Annotated in this window: 7 protein-coding genes; 2 read left to right on the forward strand and 5 right to left on the reverse strand. The window is 71.1% G+C overall.

Going from position 1 to position 16,122, the window contains the following annotated elements; all coding sequences use genetic code 11:
- The first annotated feature begins 306 nt into the window (after positions 1–306).
- Positions 307–984, forward strand: a complete 678-nt coding sequence (locus ACIO3O_RS29075) for a 4'-phosphopantetheinyl transferase (protein ID WP_401750889.1) — start codon at positions 307–309, stop codon at positions 982–984.
- Here ACIO3O_RS29075 and ACIO3O_RS29080 read toward each other — a convergent pair.
- From ACIO3O_RS29080 to ACIO3O_RS29100, 5 genes are all read right to left on the reverse strand, one after another.
- Positions 967–2,181: an MFS transporter gene (locus tag ACIO3O_RS29080; RefSeq protein ID WP_401750890.1), complete on the reverse strand. Its 1,215-nt coding sequence runs from the start codon at positions 2,179–2,181 to the stop codon at positions 967–969. The two genes, ACIO3O_RS29075 and ACIO3O_RS29080, sit on opposite strands and share 18 nt — an antisense overlap.
- The gene (locus tag ACIO3O_RS29085) at positions 2,178–2,381 is read right to left on the reverse strand and encodes an MbtH family protein (protein ID WP_401750892.1); all 204 of its coding nucleotides are present in this window, start codon (positions 2,379–2,381) and stop codon (positions 2,178–2,180) included. The genes ACIO3O_RS29080 and ACIO3O_RS29085 overlap by 4 nt, the downstream gene beginning before the upstream one ends.
- A 97-nt stretch (positions 2,382–2,478) precedes the next feature.
- A complete protein-coding gene (locus ACIO3O_RS29090; RefSeq protein WP_401750893.1) occupies positions 2,479–3,669 on the reverse strand; it encodes a cytochrome P450 in 1,191 nt (396 codons plus the stop codon).
- A gap of 59 nt (positions 3,670–3,728) precedes the next feature.
- Positions 3,729–12,986: an amino acid adenylation domain-containing protein gene (locus ACIO3O_RS29095; RefSeq protein ID WP_401750896.1), complete on the reverse strand. Its 9,258-nt coding sequence runs from the start codon at positions 12,984–12,986 to the stop codon at positions 3,729–3,731.
- Positions 12,987–13,430: 444 nt separating this feature from the next.
- Entirely contained in the window at positions 13,431–14,108 is a 678-nt protein-coding gene (locus tag ACIO3O_RS29100) for a hypothetical protein (protein ID WP_401750897.1), read from the reverse strand.
- A gap of 489 nt (positions 14,109–14,597) precedes the next feature.
- Between ACIO3O_RS29100 and ccrA the strand changes: the two genes are divergently transcribed.
- Positions 14,598–15,959: a crotonyl-CoA carboxylase/reductase gene (gene ccrA, locus ACIO3O_RS29105; protein ID WP_401750899.1), complete on the forward strand. Its 1,362-nt coding sequence runs from the start codon at positions 14,598–14,600 to the stop codon at positions 15,957–15,959.
- Positions 15,960–16,122 lie beyond the last annotated feature (163 nt).

Below are 16,122 nucleotides of genomic sequence, written 5' to 3' on the forward strand. Positions count from 1 at the left end.
GGCTCGTGCTGTCACCGCGTGGTCCGCTACGACGGGACCTTCGCGAACCGGCCGCGGGGCATTGCTCGTTCACGGCCTGTGACGGTACGCATCACGCTAGCCCGGCGTCGTGGTGTGCGACGAGATGCGGATTGCACGTGTTGTGGTGCAGAACGCGGGCCGGACGGGGGCGGGTTGTGCCTGTTGTCGGGGCGGCTCGGGGTTCGTGCTCGACAGGGTGGTGGCGTTGGGTGAGACTTCTGTGGTTCTTGGACGCCGGGTGGGGTGGTGCGTCCTGACCGTCGTCCCCAAGGTCACGGAAGCACAATGATCGAGCGCATTCTTCCTGAGCAGGTGGCAGTGGAGTGGCGGACCCAGGACGTCTTCGCGGCTGCTGTGAGGGCGTTGTTCCCGGAGGAGGCCGCGGTCGTCGACAGGGCGGTCGCCAAGCGTCGTGGGGAGTTCGCCGCGGTGCGGCTGTGTGCGCGCGAGGCGTTGGGGGCGCTGGGGGTGGCTCCGGTTCCGCTGCTTCCGGGGCCGCGTGGGGAGCCTCGGTGGCCGGGCGGTGTGGTGGGCAGCATGACGCATTGTGAGGGGTACTGTGCGGCTGCCGTGGCCGGGGTGGCGGACGTGCTCTCGCTGGGGATCGACGCCGAGCCGGATCTTCCGTTGCCCGCCGGGGTGTTCGAGGCGGTGGTGAGGCCGGAGGAGGCTGAGCGGCTGCGGCGGGCGGCGTGGGGGGCGGTGCATGCGGACCGTCTGTTGTTCAGCGCGAAGGAGAGTGTGTACAAGGCGTGGTTTCCGCTGACGGGGCGGTGGCTGGACTTCTCGGAGGCGAGTGTGGAGTTCGCCGTGGACGGTTCGTTCACCGCCCGTCTGCTGGTCCCCGGCCCGGTGCTGCCCGGTGGGCGGTTGCAGGTGTTCGACGGGCGGTGGATGGCGGCGGACGGGTTTGTGCTGACCTCTGTCGTGGTGCCGTCGGTTCGTTCAGGGGCGGTTGGGTGACAGGCCGAGTTTGAGCAGGGGCAGGGCGCACAGGGTGGCTCCTACGGCCACCGCGGTGAGGACGGTGCTGACCGCGAGGTGTTCGAACAGCAGGCCGGCGGTGCCGTAGGCGATCGGGCTGGCGAGGAAGACGGCGGCGCCGAACACCGGGACCACGTGGGCGCGGAGGTGTTCCGGGGGCCGGAGCATCATCATGGTGACGGCGGGTGCGGTCACCGCGGGCAGGAACATGCAGCTGATGGCGACGGTCAGCGCCAGCGTGGTGACCGGTTGGTCCCAGGGCAGCAGCCACAGCACCACGGCCGCGCCGGCTCCGCCCGCCGCCGCCAGTTTCAGGGGTGCGGTACGGCGGGCGAGCCAGGCGACCAGGACGGTGCCCAGTGCGGTGCCGCCGCCCCAGGCGGCCAGGAGCCAGCCGGCGACGTGGGGGTCGGCGTGGTAGCGGTCGGTGGCCAGGACGGGCAGCGCGAGCATGACGACCGGCATGAGGGTGCCGTATCCGAGAGTGGCGAGGGCCAGGGTCCGCAGGACGGGGTCGCGGAGCAGGTGGCGGGCGCCTTCGGCCATGTTGTGGGCGGCCAGTGGTTGGGGGCTGGGGGTGGTGCGGGGCAGCCGGGTCAGCAGGGCGGCGGAGAGCGCGAAGGAGGCGGCGTCCGCCCACAGGACGTTGAGGGCACCGATCTGGGCGACGAGGAGGCCGGCGACGGCGGGTCCGAGCAGGCGGGCGGTGGAGGTCGCTGTCTCGAACAGGGCGTTGCCCGCGGTGACGAGGCTTTCGTCGGTGCCGATGGTGTCGGTGAGGAGCATGCGCTGTGCGGACAGGTAGCCGGCGGTGACGCAGCCCAGCAGGGCCACGATCACCAGGAGTGCCCAGAAGGGGAGCATGTCCATGAGGTAGAGGGCGGGTACGGCGGCGATGAGGGTGGCGCTGCACAGGTCGCCGACGATGGTGACGCGGCGGGCGCCCCAGCGGGCCACGAGGAGTCCGGCGGGCATGCTCAGCAGGGGCACGGGGAGGATCTGGATGAGGAAGACCAGTCCCATGCGGGCGGGTGAGCCGCTGGTGGTCAGGACGAACCAGGGCAGGGCGAGGGTGGTCATCTGGGTGCCGACGGAGGAGATGAACTCCGCGGCGATCACCCTGCGGAACGGGGAGCTCCGCAGGGGTGAGGGGGCTTTCCGGGTCTCGGTGGTCATGGGGCGGTCCGCAGCGGGACGGGGCGTATGTCGGTCCAGCGGGCTTCGACGTAGTCGCGGCAGGCCTGCCGGCTGTCCGGGCCGAAGACGGGCGACCAGCCGTGGGGGACGCGGATGCCGCTGGGCCACATGCTGTGCTGCTCGCGGCTGTTGACGAGGATCTGGTAGTCGCTGTCGGGGTCGTCGAACGGGTGCGTCATGGGTCCTCTTCCTGCCCTGGTGTCTGTCTGCGTGACGGTGTCGGTCCGGTGCCCCGGTCCCTGTGTCCGGGGGGTGGTCACGGTGTCCGGGGGGTGGTCACCACGTCACGGGGAGCTGGTGGACGCCGTAGACGGTCATGTCGGAGCGCATCGGGATCTCGTCGGCGGTGGCGGCGAGGCGCAGGTCGGGGAAGCGGTGCAGCAGCGCGGTGTAGCCGATCTTGAGTTCCAGGCGGGCGAGTTGCTGGCCGAGGCACTGGTGGATGCCGTGGCTGAAGGTGAGGTGGCTGTGGGTGCCCCGGGTGATGTCGAGGCGGTCCGGGTCGGGGTACTGGTGGGGGTCCCGGTTGGCGGTGGGCAGGTGGATCAGGACGGTTTCGCCCTGGTGCAGGGTGACGCCGTCGATCTCGACGTCCTCGGTGGGGGTGCGCTGCACGCCGACGTGCACGATGGTCAGGAAGCGCAGCAGTTCCTCGACGGCCTTGTCGATCAGTGTGGGGTCGGCGCGCAGGAGGGCTGCCTGGTCCGGGTTGTTCAGCAGGGCGTAGGTGCCCAGGGTGAGCATGTTGGCGGTGGTCTCGTGGCCGGCGACCAGGAGCAGGAGGGTGGCGCCGACGCACTCCTCGAAGGAGATGTCGTCGGCGGTGACCAGGACGCTGAGTACGTCGTCCTGGGGTGCGGCCTTCTTGCGCAGGAGGAGTTCGCCGGTGAGGTCGAGGAGGTCTTTCAGTGATGCCTGGGCGTCCTGGGGGTCGACGTCGAGGCGCAGGAGGTTCTCCGAGTCGCCGACGAAGCGGTCGCGGTCGGCGAAGGGGACGCCGAGGAGTTCGCAGATGACCTGGGAGGACACGGGTACGGCGTAGTCGGCGACGAGGTCGGCGGGCGGTCCCTTGCGGAGCATGGCGTCGGCGTACTGGGCGGTGATCTCCTCGATCCGCCGGGCGAGCAGGCGCATGCGCCGCAGGGTGAACTGGCCGGCGAGGCGCTGCCGGAACCGGGTGTGGTCCGGGGCGTCCATGTGCTCGAACAGGCCGGGGATCTCGGCTTCCAGGTCGGAGGGGCGGTCGGAGGGGAAGGCGAGGTGCTTGTGGGTGGGCGAGGAGCTGAAGCGTTTGTCGGCGAGGATCTGCCGTCCCTGCCGGTATCCGGTGACGAGCCAGCCGGGGTGGCCGTCGGGGAAGGTCATCCGGCTGATGGGGTCCTGTTCGCGGAGGATGCCGGGCGGGTCGAGGGGGCGTTCGCGCAGGGTGGGCAGTCCGTTGGTGATGGCGTTCATGGTCGCGGTCATCTTCCCTGTGTGGTGCCGTCGGTCGGGGCGACGGCCGGTGGGGTGGCGGCGGGGCGGGCTCAGGGGGCGAGGAGGCGGTCCCGGAGCTGGGAGACGGTCAACTGCGGGTTGTTGGCCGCGAGGTGCAGGATGCGCGGCCACTGGTTGACCAGGGCGCCCATGACCTGCGGTGCGAGGTAGTCGGGGTCGTAGACCCACAGGCCGCGCAGTTCGCCCTCGACGTCGCGGGCGACGAGGTAGAGGTCGAGGTTGTGGGGCTCGATCGCGGTGATCAGTTCGGGCAGGGGCGTCTCGTCGCCGATGCGTATGTCGAGCGGTGTCACGTCGAGGCCGTCGAGGGTGAGGGACTTGGTGGGGACGCCGAGGAGGTTGAGCATGACGCGCATCGGCAGGTAGTTGCCGTCGCCGACGATGCCGTCGTGCACGAGGGCGCGTACGGGGACGTTCTGGTGGGAGTAGGCGTCGAGTTCGCTGTGCAGGACGCGCTGGAGCAGTTCGTGGAAGGTGGGGTCGTCGGCCATCCGGGAGCGGTTGAGGATGATGTTGATGAAGGGGCCGACCATCGATTCGGTCTCGGGCCGTTCGCGGCCGGCGAGGGGGTGGCTGACGGCGATGTCCGTGGCGCCGGAGTAGCTGTGCAGCAGGACGTGGAAGGCCGCCATCAGCATCATGAAGAGGGTGACGCCCTCGCGGCGGGCGGCCTCCTTGACCGCGTCCATGGTGGTGGAGTCGACGACGATGCTGTGGCTGAATCCTTCGATGCTGTCGTCGAGTTGGTGGGCGGGCGCCCGGAAGTCGAGGTGGCGTGCCGCGCCGTCGAGTTCGGTGCGCCAGTGGTTGATGTGGTCGTCGAGGGCGCCGGAGGCCAGCAGGCTCTGTTCCCAGGCCGCGTAGTCCAGGTGCTGGGCGAGCACCTCGGGCAGCTGGGGGCGGGTGCCGGAGGCGTGGGCGGCGTACAGCTGGGAGAGTTCGCCGAAGACGACGAGGAAGCCCCAGTGGTCCACGAGGATGTGGTGGGCGACGAGGACGAAGGCGTGTTCGTCGTCGGAGAGGCGCACGAGCAGGCCGCGCACCATGTCGCCGCGTTCGATGCGGAAGGGCTTCTTGGTCTCCCGGGTGAGCAGGGCGCGCAGTTCCTCGTGCTGGCACAGTGTGCTGTGGCCGCGCAGGTCGACGGTCTCGATGGGCCACTGGGGGCGGCCGTCGGCGAACTGCAGGGTTGCGGAGCCGCGGTGGACGTAGCGGGTGCGCAGGATGTCGTGGCGGTGTACGAGGTCGTCGAGGCTGCGGCGCAGCGCGACGGTGTCGAGGGGGCCGCGGAGGCGGAAGGCGGTGATGACGGCGTGGTGGGCGTGGTCGGGGCCGACGGGCTGGAGCAGGAACTCCAGTTGGCCGAAGGAGAGGCCGGTGCCGTTGGTGTGGTCGGCCTTGGGGATGGGGGTGTTCAGCAGGTCGGCGGCGCCGGCGGCCGCGGCGGGTGCGGGGTGGGGGTCCAGGGCGACGGTGCCGTTCTCGACGGCGGTGGCGCACCGGGTGATGGCGCGCAGGGCGTCGAACCAGCCGTCGGCGAGGGTGCGGACCTGGTCCTCGGTGAGGAGTGAGGGTGCCCAGGTCCAGTGGACGACCAGGTGGGGGCCGTCGGGTCCGTCCTGGGTGACGGCGTTGACCTCCAGCGGGTGCGAGAGGGGGCGGGCGGTGGGGGTGGGGGCGGTGGTGTCGTCGCGCAGGGGCAGCCAGGGGCGTTCTTCGTCGGTGACGGGTATCCGGCCGAGGTAGTTGAAGAGCACCTGGGGGGCGGCCAGGGGGGCCAGGCGGGCGGCGGACTGTTCGTCGAGGTGGCGCAGGACGCCGTAGCCGAGGCCGTGTTGGGGCAGGTCGCGCAGTTGCTGTCCGGTGCGGACGACGGTGTCGGCGAGGGCGGGGCCTGCCGCGGTGACCTGGTCCCAGGGCAGTGCGGGGTCGAGGCGGACGGGGTGGACGCTGGTGAACCAGCCGACCGTACGGGACAGGTCCACGCCGTCGACGAGGTGTTCGTGGCGGCCGTGGCTCTCCACGTCCAGGGTGAGCGGGCCGGTGCGGTGGCGTCCGGCGGCCTGGCCGAAGGCGGTCAGCAGGACGTCCTGGATGCCTCGGCGGAACACGGCCGGGACCTGGCCGAGGAGGGGGGCGGTGTCCTTCGCGGACAGGGTGACGGTCAGGTGGTTGTCGGTGCCGGTGACGTCGCGGTCGGGGGTGAGTGTTCTGGTGACGAGGGGTTCGGCGTCTGCCAGCACCCGCTGCCACAGGGGCAGTTCCGGGCGGTGGCGGGTGAGGGCGTCGCCGGTGGCGACGCGTTCGGCCCAGCCGCGCAGGGAGGTCGTCACCGGGGTGAGGTGGGGGTCGCGGCCTGCGGCCACGGCGTCCCAGGCGATGGCGATGTCGGAGAGCAGGATGCGCCAGGAGACGCCGTCGACGGCGAAGTGGTGGACGGCGAGCAGCAGGCGGCCGGGCCGGTGGGGTCCGGCGTCGAACCACACCGGGCGCAGCATGGCCCCGGTGGCGGGGTCGAGTGCCTGCTTGGCCGCGGTTGTCTCCCGGTCGGTGACGGTCCGGGCGGTTGCGGCGTCGAGGGTGCTGAGGTCGACGCGTCGCAGCAGGTCGGCGACCTGGATCGTGCCGGGTTCGGCGGCGTGCAGTGACCACTGGCCGCCTGGTCCGGTGACCAGGCGGGTGCGCAGGGCGTCGTGGTGGTCGACGACGGCCTGGAGTGTTGCGGTGAGCCGGGCTTCGTCGACGTCGGCGGGCAGGGCGACGGTGGCGGAGAGGTCGAAGCCGACGGTGGGGCCGCCGAGGTGGCGTTGGCGTTCGAGGATCGGCAGTGCGGGGATCGGGCCGGTGCCGATGTCGGTGGTGGTGGTCGTGGTGTCGTCGTCGGCGTGCCGGGCGACCTGGGCGATGCCTGCCACGGTCTGGTGGGTGAAGACGTCGCGGACGGTGAAGACGAGGCCTGCCGTGCGGGCCTGGGCGACCAGCTGGGTGGCTTGGATGCTGTCGCCGCCGAGGTCGAAGAAGCCGACTTCGGCTCCGGCTTCGGGCAGTCCCAGTACGTGGGCGAAGACGCCGGCCAGGGTGCGTTCGGTGGGGGTTTCCGCGGCCCGTGAGGCGGTGGCGTCGCCGCGTTCGGGGGCGGGCAGGGCGCGGCGGTCGAGCTTGCCGTTGCCGGTCAGCGGGAAGGCGTCGAGGACCATGACAACGGTGGGCACCATGTACTGCGGCAGGCGTTCGGCGATGTGGGCGCGCAGGGCGGCGGGTTCGGCGTGGGCGCCGTCGGTGAGGACGGCGTAGCCGACGAGTTCCTTACCGCCGGTGGGTTTGTCGTGGACGAGGACGGCGGCGTCGGCGACGGCCGGGTGGGTGCCCAGGACGTTCTCGATCTCGCCGGGTTCGATGCGGAAGCCGCGGATCTTGACCTGGTCGTCGGTGCGGCCGAGGTAGTCGAGGCGTCCGTCGGCGCGCCAGCGTACGAGGTCGCCGGTGCGGTACATGCGGGCCCCGGGTGTGTCGTAGGGGCAGGCGACGAAGCGTTCGGCGGTCAGGCCGGGCCGCTGGTGGTAGCCGCGGGCCAGGGACGCTCCGGCGAGGTAGAGCTCGCCGGAGACGCCGACGGGTACGGGGCGCAGCCGGTCGTCCAGGACGTAGGCGCGGGTGTCGTGCATCGGGGTGCCGATGGGGACGGTGGCGCCGGGGGTCTCGCGGGTGCGGTGCAGGACGGCGAAGGTGGTGGTCTCGGTGGGTCCGTATCCGTTGGTGAGGACGGTTTCGGGCCAGGCGGCGAGGGCCTTGGCGACGGCGGGGGGTGAGAGGGCCTCGCCGCCGGCCATCACTTCGCGCATCTGGGAGAGGGCTTCGGGGTCGCGTTCGACGAGCAGGTTGAAGAGGGCGGCGGTGAAGAAGGCGGAGGTGACTCCCTGGGTGCGGAGGGTGTCGAGGAGGACGTCGGGGTCGAGGTCGCCTGCGGGTGCCACGACGATCTGGCCGCCGGACAGGAGCGGCACCCACATCTCGTAGGTGGAGGCGTCGAAGGCGGTGGGGGCGTGCATGAGGACGCGGGTGTGGTTGCCGCCCTGCCAGCCGGGGTCGGCCGCCAGGCTCGCCACGTTGCGGTGGGTGACGGCGACGCCCTTGGGGCGGCCGGTGGAGCCAGAGGTGAACATGACGTACGCCATGCGGTCCGGGCCGCCGAGCCGGGTGGGGGGCAGGGGGTGGGCGGGGGTGTTGTCCAGGGCGGCGAGTTCGGTGGTGACGTCGAGGACGGCGAGGCCTTCGGGGGTGGGGTGGGTGAGGTCGCCGTCGACCAGCAGGAGGGTGGCGCCGGTGTCCGCCATGATGAGCCGCATCCGGGAGTCGGGGTAGCGGGGGTCGAGCGGCACGTAGACGCCGCCGGCCTTGAGGACGGCGAGGATCGCGACGGGCAGGCGCACCGAGCGTTCCATGAGCAGGCACACCGCGTCCTCGGTGTGGTCGGCGCCGATGCCCAGGGCGCGCAGGCGGGTGGCGAGCCGGTCGGTGAGGTCGTTCAGCTCGCGGTAGGTCAGCCGGTCGTCGCCGCAGCTGACGGCGGTGGTGTCGGGGGTGCGGGCGGCCTGCTGGGTGAAGAGTTCCACGAGGTTCGCGGTGATGTCCTGCTGGGGGTGGGTGGTGTTCCACTCCTCCAGGACGTGGTGGCGTTCGGCGGGGGTGAGGAGGTCGACGTCGTCCACCGGCTGGTCGGGGTCGGCGATCATCGCGAGGACGACGTGGCGCAGTCGGCGCAGCAGGGTGCGCACGGTGTCGGGGTCGAAGACGTCGGCGTTGTACTCGAAGCCGCCGTCGATGCCGGCCGGGGTGCCGTCGGCGGTGAGCCGCTCGTGGAGCAGTAGGACGAGGTCCATGCGGGCGGTGCCGGTGCCGTGGACGAGGGGCTCGGCGGTGATGCCGGGCAGGTCCAGGGTTTCACCGGTGACGGTCTGCCACGACAGCATGACCTGGACGAGGGGGTGGTGGGACATCGACCGGGTGGGGTGCAGGCGGTCGACGAGGGACTCGAAGGGGATGTCGCCGTGGGCGAGCGCGTCGAGGGTGCGTTCGCGGACGGCGGTGAGCAGTTCGCGGAAGGTCTGTCGGGGGGTGAGGCGGGTGCGCAGGACGAGGGTGTTGGTGAAGAAGCCGATGAGGTTCTCGGTGGCCTGGTCGTCGCGGCCCGCGCTGGCCACGCCGATGGGGATGTCGTGGCCGGCGCCGAGGCGGCTGAGGAGGACGGCGAGGGCGGCGTCGAGCACCATGAACATGCTGACGTCGCAGGTGCGGGCGAGGGTGGCCAGCCCGTCGTGCAGGTCGGTGTCCCACTGGAAGGTGAGGGTGTCGCCCTGGTGGGAGGCGTCGGCCGGGTGCGGGCGGTCGACGGGCAGGGCGATGCGCTCGGGGAGGCCGTCCAACGCGTCGCGCCAGTAATCGAGTTGGCGGGACCAGGTGCTGTCGGGGTCGTCCTGCTCGCCCAGGAGGTCGCGCTGCCACAGGGCGTAGTCGGCGTACTGGACGGGCAGGGGCGCCCAGTCGGGGGCGTGGCCGGACCGGCGGGCCCGGTAGGCCAGGGCCAGGTCCTGGCGCAGCGGTTCGAGGGACCAGCCGTCGGCTGCGATGTGGTGGACGACGACGGCCAGGACGTGGGTGTCGTCGCCGGTGGCGAACAGGTGGGCGTGCAGGGGGATGTCGCGGGTCAGGTCGAAGGCGTGGCGTACGACACCGGCCACCGCTTCGTCCAGGTCGCCGGGGTCGACGGTGGTGACGTCGAGGGTGGGGCGGGCCTGTTCGGCGTCGAGGATCTGCTGGCAGGCGACGGCCTCGGTGTCGGGGAAGACGGTGCGCAGCGCTTCGTGCCGGGCGACGACGTCACCGAGCGCGGCGCGCAGGGCGTGGATGTCCAGGGCGCCGGTCAGGCGCAGGACGACGGGGAGGTTGTAGGTGGGTGAGGGGCCCTGCATCTGGTGCAGGAACCACAGGCGGCGCTGGGCGTACGACAGGGGCAGCGGGTCGGGGCGCTCGGCGCGGGTGAGGGCGGGCCGGGTGCGTCCGGTGTCCTGGCGCAGCAGGTCGGCGAGTTCGGCCACGGTCTGCTTCTCGAACAGGGCGCGCACGGGCAGTTCGGCGCCCAGGGTGCTGCGGACGCGGGCCACGAGGCGGGTGGCGAGCAGGGAGTGGCCGCCGAGGGCGAAGAAGCCGTCGTCGATGCCGACGCGGGGCACGTTCAGGACATCGGCGAACAGGGCGCACAGGGCTTCTTCGTCGGCGTCGCGCGGTGCGGCGTAGGCGGCCGCGGTGCGGGTCTCCTGGCCGTCGGGGGCGGGCAGCGCGCCGCGGTCGGTCTTGCCGCTGGGGGTCAGCGGCAGCGCGTCGAGGATGACGAACGCGGAGGGGACCATGTAGTCGGGCAGTTGTGCGGCGAGTGCGGTGCGCAGGGTGCGGCGCAGTTCGTCGGGGGCGTCGGTCGCGGTGTCGGGCACGACGTAGGCGGTGAGCCGCTGGTCGCCGGGCTGGTCCTCGCGGACCACGACGACGGTGTCCTTGACCTGGCTCTGGCGCATGAGCACGGACTCGATCTCGCCGAGTTCGATGCGGTAGCCGCGCAGTTTGACCTGGTGGTCGAGGCGGCCGAGGTAGTCGATGCGGCCGTCGGCGCGGCGTCGTACGAGATCGCCCGTGCGGTACAGGCGGTCGGCGGGTCCGGACGGGTCGGGGTGGGGGGCGAACTGCTGTGCCGTCAGTTCGGGCCGGTTGAGGTAGCCGCGGGCCAGGCCGAGGCCGCCGATGCACAGTTCGCCGGGGACGCCGGAGGGGACGGGGCGGCCCTCGGGGTCGAGGATGTGCACCTCGGTGTTGGCGATGGGGCGGCCGATGGTGATGGTGTCGTCGGTGATGCGGGTGCCCAGCGAGTAGATGGTGGTTTCGCTGGGGCCGTACATGTTCCACAGGTCGACGCCCTTGGCGCGCAGGCGCCGTGCGACGTCCGGCGGGAGTGCCTCGCCGCAGATCAGCCCGCGCAGTCCGGGGCGGCCGGGCCAGCCCGCGTCGAGGAGCATGCGCCAGGTCGACGGGGTGGCCTGCATCATCGTCGCGCCGGTGGCGGCCATCTCGTCGGCCAGGCGCTTGCCGTCGGTGGCCACGTCGCGGGTGGCCAGGACGACGCGGGCGCCCTCGACGAGGGGCAGCAGCAGTTCCAGGGTGGCAATGTCGAAGGAGAGCGTGGTGACGGCAATGAGGCTGTCGTCGGAGTCGATGCCGGGCCACTGCTTCATGGCGTGGAAGAGGTTGTGCAGGGCCCGGTGCGGAAGTTGGACGCCCTTGGGGCGGCCGGTGGAGCCCGATGTGTAGATCACGTAGGCCAGGTCCGCGCCGTCGACGTCCAGATCCAGGGGTGCGGCGGATTCGGCGGCCAGTTCGGTGCGCAGTTCGTCCACGCACAGGGTGGTGGCGGAGGAGGGGGGCAGGGCGGGCAGTACGGAGCTCTGGGTGATCAGGACGGGCAGGGCGGCGTCCTCGATCATGAACGCCATGCGGTCCTGGGGCAGTTGGGGGTCGACGGGCACGTAGGCGCCGCCGGCCTTCAGGACGGCCAGCACGGCCACGACCATGTCGAGGGAGCGCTCCAGGCTGATGCCGACCATGACGTCCCGGCCGACGCCCAGGGCGCGCAGGCGGCGGGCCAGCTGGTTGGCGGAGGCGTCGAGTTCGGCGTAGGTGAGGGTCTCGCCCTGGCAGTGCACGGCTTCCTTGCCGGGCCGCAGCCTTGCCTGGTGTTCGATGCGCTGGTGGGTGAGCAGGGTGTCGGGCCAGGTGTGCCGGGTGTCGGTGCGTTCGTCCCGCTCGGCCTGGCGCTCCGCCTCGGTGAGCAGCGCGATGTCGAGGATCGGCTGGTCGGGGTCGGTGAGCACGGCGTCCAGGAGCGTCTTCAGGTGGGCGCCCATGCGGTCGATGGTCGTGTCGTCGAACAGCTCGGTGTTGTACTCGAAGTAGCCGCTGAGCTCGTCGCCCTGCTCGAAGACCTGCAGTTCGAGGTCGAAGCGGGCGGTGGAGCTGGCCACGTCCATCAGTTCCAGGGTGAGTCCGCCGGTGCCGAACTCGGGCACGGGGATGTTCTGGTAGACGAACGAGACCTGGAAGATCGGCGATCGGGACAGGTCGCGTTCGGGGCGCAGTTCCTCCACGAGCCGTTCGAAGGGCACTTCCTGGTGGGCGAAGGCGCCGAGCGCGGTGGTGCGCACCCGGCCGAGCAGTTCGGTGAAGGTGGGGTTGCCGGACGCGTCGTGGCGCAGGGCGAGGGTGTTGACGAAGTAGCCGATGAGCTGCTCGACCTGGGACTGGCCCCGGTTGGCGACGGGCACGCCGACGACGATGTCCTCCTGCCGGCTGTAGCGGTGCAGCAGCGCGACGTAGGCGGCGAGCAGGGTCATGAAGGGGGTGGTTCCGGTGCGCCGGCTCAGCTCGCGGACCTGGTTCATCACGGAGGCGGGCAGCCGGAACGGCCGGGAGGCGCCCGTCGAGCCGAGCACCGCGGGCCGGGGCCGGTCGGTGGGGAGTTCGAGGATGGGTGCGGCCTTGTCGAGCGTGGTGCGCCAGTAGTCCAGTTCGGCGGCGAAGCCCGGTCCGGACAGTTCCTTGCGCTGCCAGGCCGCGTAGTCGGCGTACTGGACGGAGAGCGGGGGCAGTTCGGCGGCGGTGCCGGTGAGGTGGCTCGCGTACAGGGTGACGAGTTCGCCGAAGAGCACGGAGGTGGACCACAGGTCGGCGACGATGTGGTGCATGGTCAGCAGCAGGACGTGCTCCTGCGGTGCCAGGCGCAGGAACGTCATGCGGACGAGGGGTCCGGTGCCCAGGTCGAAGGGGCGGGCGAACTCCCGGCGGGCCAGTTCCCTGATGCCGTCCTCGCCCTGGGGTCCGTGCAGGTGGGGGCACTCCCGGACGGTCAGCTCCACCTCGCCGCTGTCGTGGACGACCTGGACGGGCTCGCCGTCCGTCTCCTCGAAGGTGGTGCGCAGGGACTCGTGGCGGCGCACGATCTCGGCGAGGCTGCGGCGCCAGACGTCCACGTCGAGGGGGCCGTGCACGCGTACGGCCGCCGGGATGTTGTAGGCAGCGCCGCCCGGGTTGAGCTGGTCCAGGAACCACATGCGCTGCTGGGGGAACGACGCGGCGAAGCGGCGCTCGCGTGCCGGTGGCTGCTGGCTGCTCCCGCGCCGCAACCGCTCTGCCAGCAGCGCGCGCTTCTGCTCGGGCGTGAGGCTGGTCAGGTCGATGTCGGTCATGCGCCAGTCACTCCTGATCGTTGGTCTGGGCGGCGGCGAGTGCCTGCACCGTGGGGGCGCCCTCGCCGGGTGGTTCGCCCGCGGGGCCTGTCGGCGTGCGGGGTCGCGGCGAGGGGTCAAGTGCCGTGGAGGGAGGGCCCGTTGAGGAAGTGGGCCTGGAACAACCTTCCGCCCGCAGCTTGGCCGTTCGGTCGCGGAAGAGGCAACTGGACGCCTGAAACGCCCGGCCTTTCGGGGTGAACGCGGGCCGGTCGGGGTGTACGCGGGCGGGTCGGGGGCGGGCCGGTCGGGACGTACGCGGGCGGGTCGGGCGGGGTGTACGCGGGCCGGTCGGGTGCCTCTCCCCCGCCGCCTGTGTCTGTTGCCCGTCGGCTGCCGCAGACAGCGCACGGCGCAGGCACGCGGAATGCGTGCCTGCGCCGTGTCGTGGTCCCGCGGGTCGGATCAGGCGCGACCCCGAGCCCGGCGGACGGGCCGCACGATCATCAGGACCGCTCCGGCGAGGAGGAGTACGCCGACGACGAGCCCCGCGATGCCCGTCCAGGTCAGCGCGCCGATCTTCGCTGCCACGGTCACCTGGCCGGACACCCCGCGCGAGCCGTCGGCCTTCATGGCGACCAGACCGACCTCACCGGGCTGCACGGGCCAGTTCAGGGTCTGCGCGCCCTGCCCGCCCGCCTTGGCGATCCACACGTTCTGGGCCTGCCCCGGCGTCGTCTTGGGCGCAGCGCCCTGGTGGTTGCTCTGCTTGTCGCCCTTGTCGCCGGAGTCGTGGATGGTCACGTGCTCGACGCCGTTGAGGTACTGGCCCAGTTGCTTGGCGCCGGCGATCCCGACGAAGACCTGGTCGGACTTCTTGTCCGGCTCGAAGGTGACCTTGAGGTCGTCGTAGAGGCCGCCGAGCTGCTGGTCGGCGTGCCAGGTGTCGGCGGTCATCGCGTAGGTGTCGGTGCGGTGCTGGTACCGGCTGGTGCCCAGGTCGATGTACCCGTCGTTCTGCGACGCGTAGTAGAGGGCCGTGCCGCCGACCCCGACGAGCGTCAGCGCGAGGAGGGCCAGTACCGCACCGGCGACGACGGACGTGACGCGGCCTTTGGTCCAGCCTGAGGATGTGGTGCGCATGTTCGCCCTTTCTTGTTTTCTGGAGGGGACGTTCGGTATGAGGCGACACGAAGGCACCCCGTTCAGTCCACTTTCCTCACCGTAGAAGGCAAAGAATGCGCCGACATCAGGGGCGGCCCCCCAGGCGCGATCAGGGAAATCCCTGACGAACGAATGAACCAAGGGGGTGTTCAACTGGCCGGATCGGACAGTTGAACACCCTTGCCCGAACGGCGACTTGCGTACTCGCGCGCTCTGTTCGACTGACCGGATCAGCCAGTTGAACGGTCAATTGGTGCGCGCCGATAACCACTGGACTCGGCGACACGGCCGGTGTCAGCATTCATTCCGCGCCTGCCCCAATGCCGTGGCTGGGCCCCAGGGAATCCCCTCTTCCGCATTCCCTTTCGCTTTCCTTTTCATCCTCCCTTTTTGCATTCCCTTCCGCGCACGATGTGTATTCGTCGTGCTCTGCGTTTCTCAGCCCAGCCGGAAAGAGGTCCTCAGACCATGCAGAAGATCCTCGACGCGATCCTTTCGGGCTCACCCGAAGAGGTGGGGCGGCTTCCCGTGCCCGAGTTCTACCGGGGGGTGGCCCTGCACGCCGACGAGACGGCGATGTTCGACGGCATGGAGAGCCGGGACAAGGACCCGCGCCGCTCGCTGCACCTGGACGAGGTCGCCACCCCCCAACCCGCAGCGGGGGAGGTGCTGGTGGCGGTGATGGCGAGCGGCATCAACCACAACACGGTGTGGTCGTCGATCTTCGAGCCGATCTCGACCTTCAGCTTCCTGTCCCGCTACGGCAAGACCTCCCCGCAGGCCTCCCGGCACGACCTCCCCTACCACGTGCTGGGTTCGGACCTGGCCGGTGTGGTGCTGCGCTGCGGCGAGGGGGTGAGCGGCTGGCAACCGGGCGACGAAGTCGTCGCGCACTGCCTGTCGGTGGAGCTGGACCACCCCGACGGGCACGCGGACACCATGCTCGACCCGGAGCAGCGGATCTGGGGCTTCGAGACGAACTTCGGCGGGCTCGCCGAACTCGCCCTGGTCAAGGCCAACCAGCTGATGCCCCGGCCGCGCCACCTGAGCTGGGAGGAGTCGGCGGCGTCCGGCCTGGTCAACTCCACCGCGTACCGGCAACTGGTCTCGCCGGGCGGGGCCCGGATGAAGCAGGGCGACACCGTGCTGATCTGGGGCGCTTCCGGCGGTCTGGGGTCGTACGCGACCCAGTTGGCGCTGCACGGCGGGGCGATCCCGGTGTGCGTGGTCTCCAGTGCGCAGAAGGCGGAGGTGTGCCGGCGCATGGGGGCCGAACTGGTGATCGACCGCAGTGCCGAGGGCTACCGGTTCTGGAAGGACGAGACCACGCAGGACCCGCGCGAGTGGCGGCGGTTCGGTGCCAGGATCCGCGAGCTGACGGGTGGCGACGACCCCGACATCGTCTTCGAGCACCCGGGCCGGGAGACGTTCGGCGCGAGCGTGTACGTGACCCGGCGCGGCGGCACGATCGTGACGTGTGCGTCCACCTCGGGGTACGAGCACACCTTCGACAACCGCTATCTGTGGATGCACCTCAAGCGCATCGTGGGCACCCACTTCGCGAACTACCGGGAGGCCTGGGAGGCCAACCGCCTGATCGCCAAGGGCCGCATCCACCCCACGCTGTCCGAGGTGGTGCCGCTGCACGAGACCGCGCAGGCCGTGCACGACGTGCACCACAACCGGCACCAGGGCAAGGTCGGGGTGCTCTGCCTGGCCCCCGAGGAGGGGCTCGGGGTGCACGACACGCAGTTGCGTGCCCGCCACGAGTCGGCCATCAACCGATTTCGTACGACGACGGGCACGATCCCCGACGGCCGGAAGTCCTGACATCCGAGATTTCTGACGCTTTGGTTCAACTGGTCTTTCCGGAGCGCTCTCTGACGGGCAATCACTTCTGCCCCTGAGGAACTCCGAGCGGAAAACGCCATGTCACGCACCCCGCAGTTTCGCAGCTTGAGAGGGAAAGGACGGTCGGATGCCGGGCCGGGAC

The sequence above is a fragment of the Streptomyces sp. NPDC087440 genome (genome assembly GCF_044744005.1).
In the GTDB taxonomy this organism is placed as follows: Bacteria; Actinomycetota; Actinomycetes; order Streptomycetales; family Streptomycetaceae; genus Streptomyces.

Excerpts from the sequence above, each read along its gene's own strand:
- ACIO3O_RS29100 (WP_401750897.1), bottom strand. The coding sequence starts at position 14,108 with ATGCGCACCACATCCTCAGGCTGGACCAAAGGCCGCGTCACGTCCGTC.
- ccrA (WP_401750899.1), top strand. The coding sequence starts at position 14,598 with ATGCAGAAGATCCTCGACGCGATCCTTTCGGGCTCACCCGAAGAGGTG.
- ACIO3O_RS29080 (WP_401750890.1), bottom strand. The coding sequence starts at position 2,181 with ATGACCACCGAGACCCGGAAAGCCCCCTCACCCCTGCGGAGCTCCCCG.
- ACIO3O_RS29090 (WP_401750893.1), bottom strand. The coding sequence starts at position 3,669 with ATGACCGCGACCATGAACGCCATCACCAACGGACTGCCCACCCTGCGC.
- ACIO3O_RS29075 (WP_401750889.1), top strand. The coding sequence starts at position 307 with ATGATCGAGCGCATTCTTCCTGAGCAGGTGGCAGTGGAGTGGCGGACC.
- ACIO3O_RS29085 (WP_401750892.1), bottom strand. The coding sequence starts at position 2,381 with ATGACGCACCCGTTCGACGACCCCGACAGCGACTACCAGATCCTCGTC.
- ACIO3O_RS29095 (WP_401750896.1), bottom strand. The coding sequence starts at position 12,986 with ATGACCGACATCGACCTGACCAGCCTCACGCCCGAGCAGAAGCGCGCG.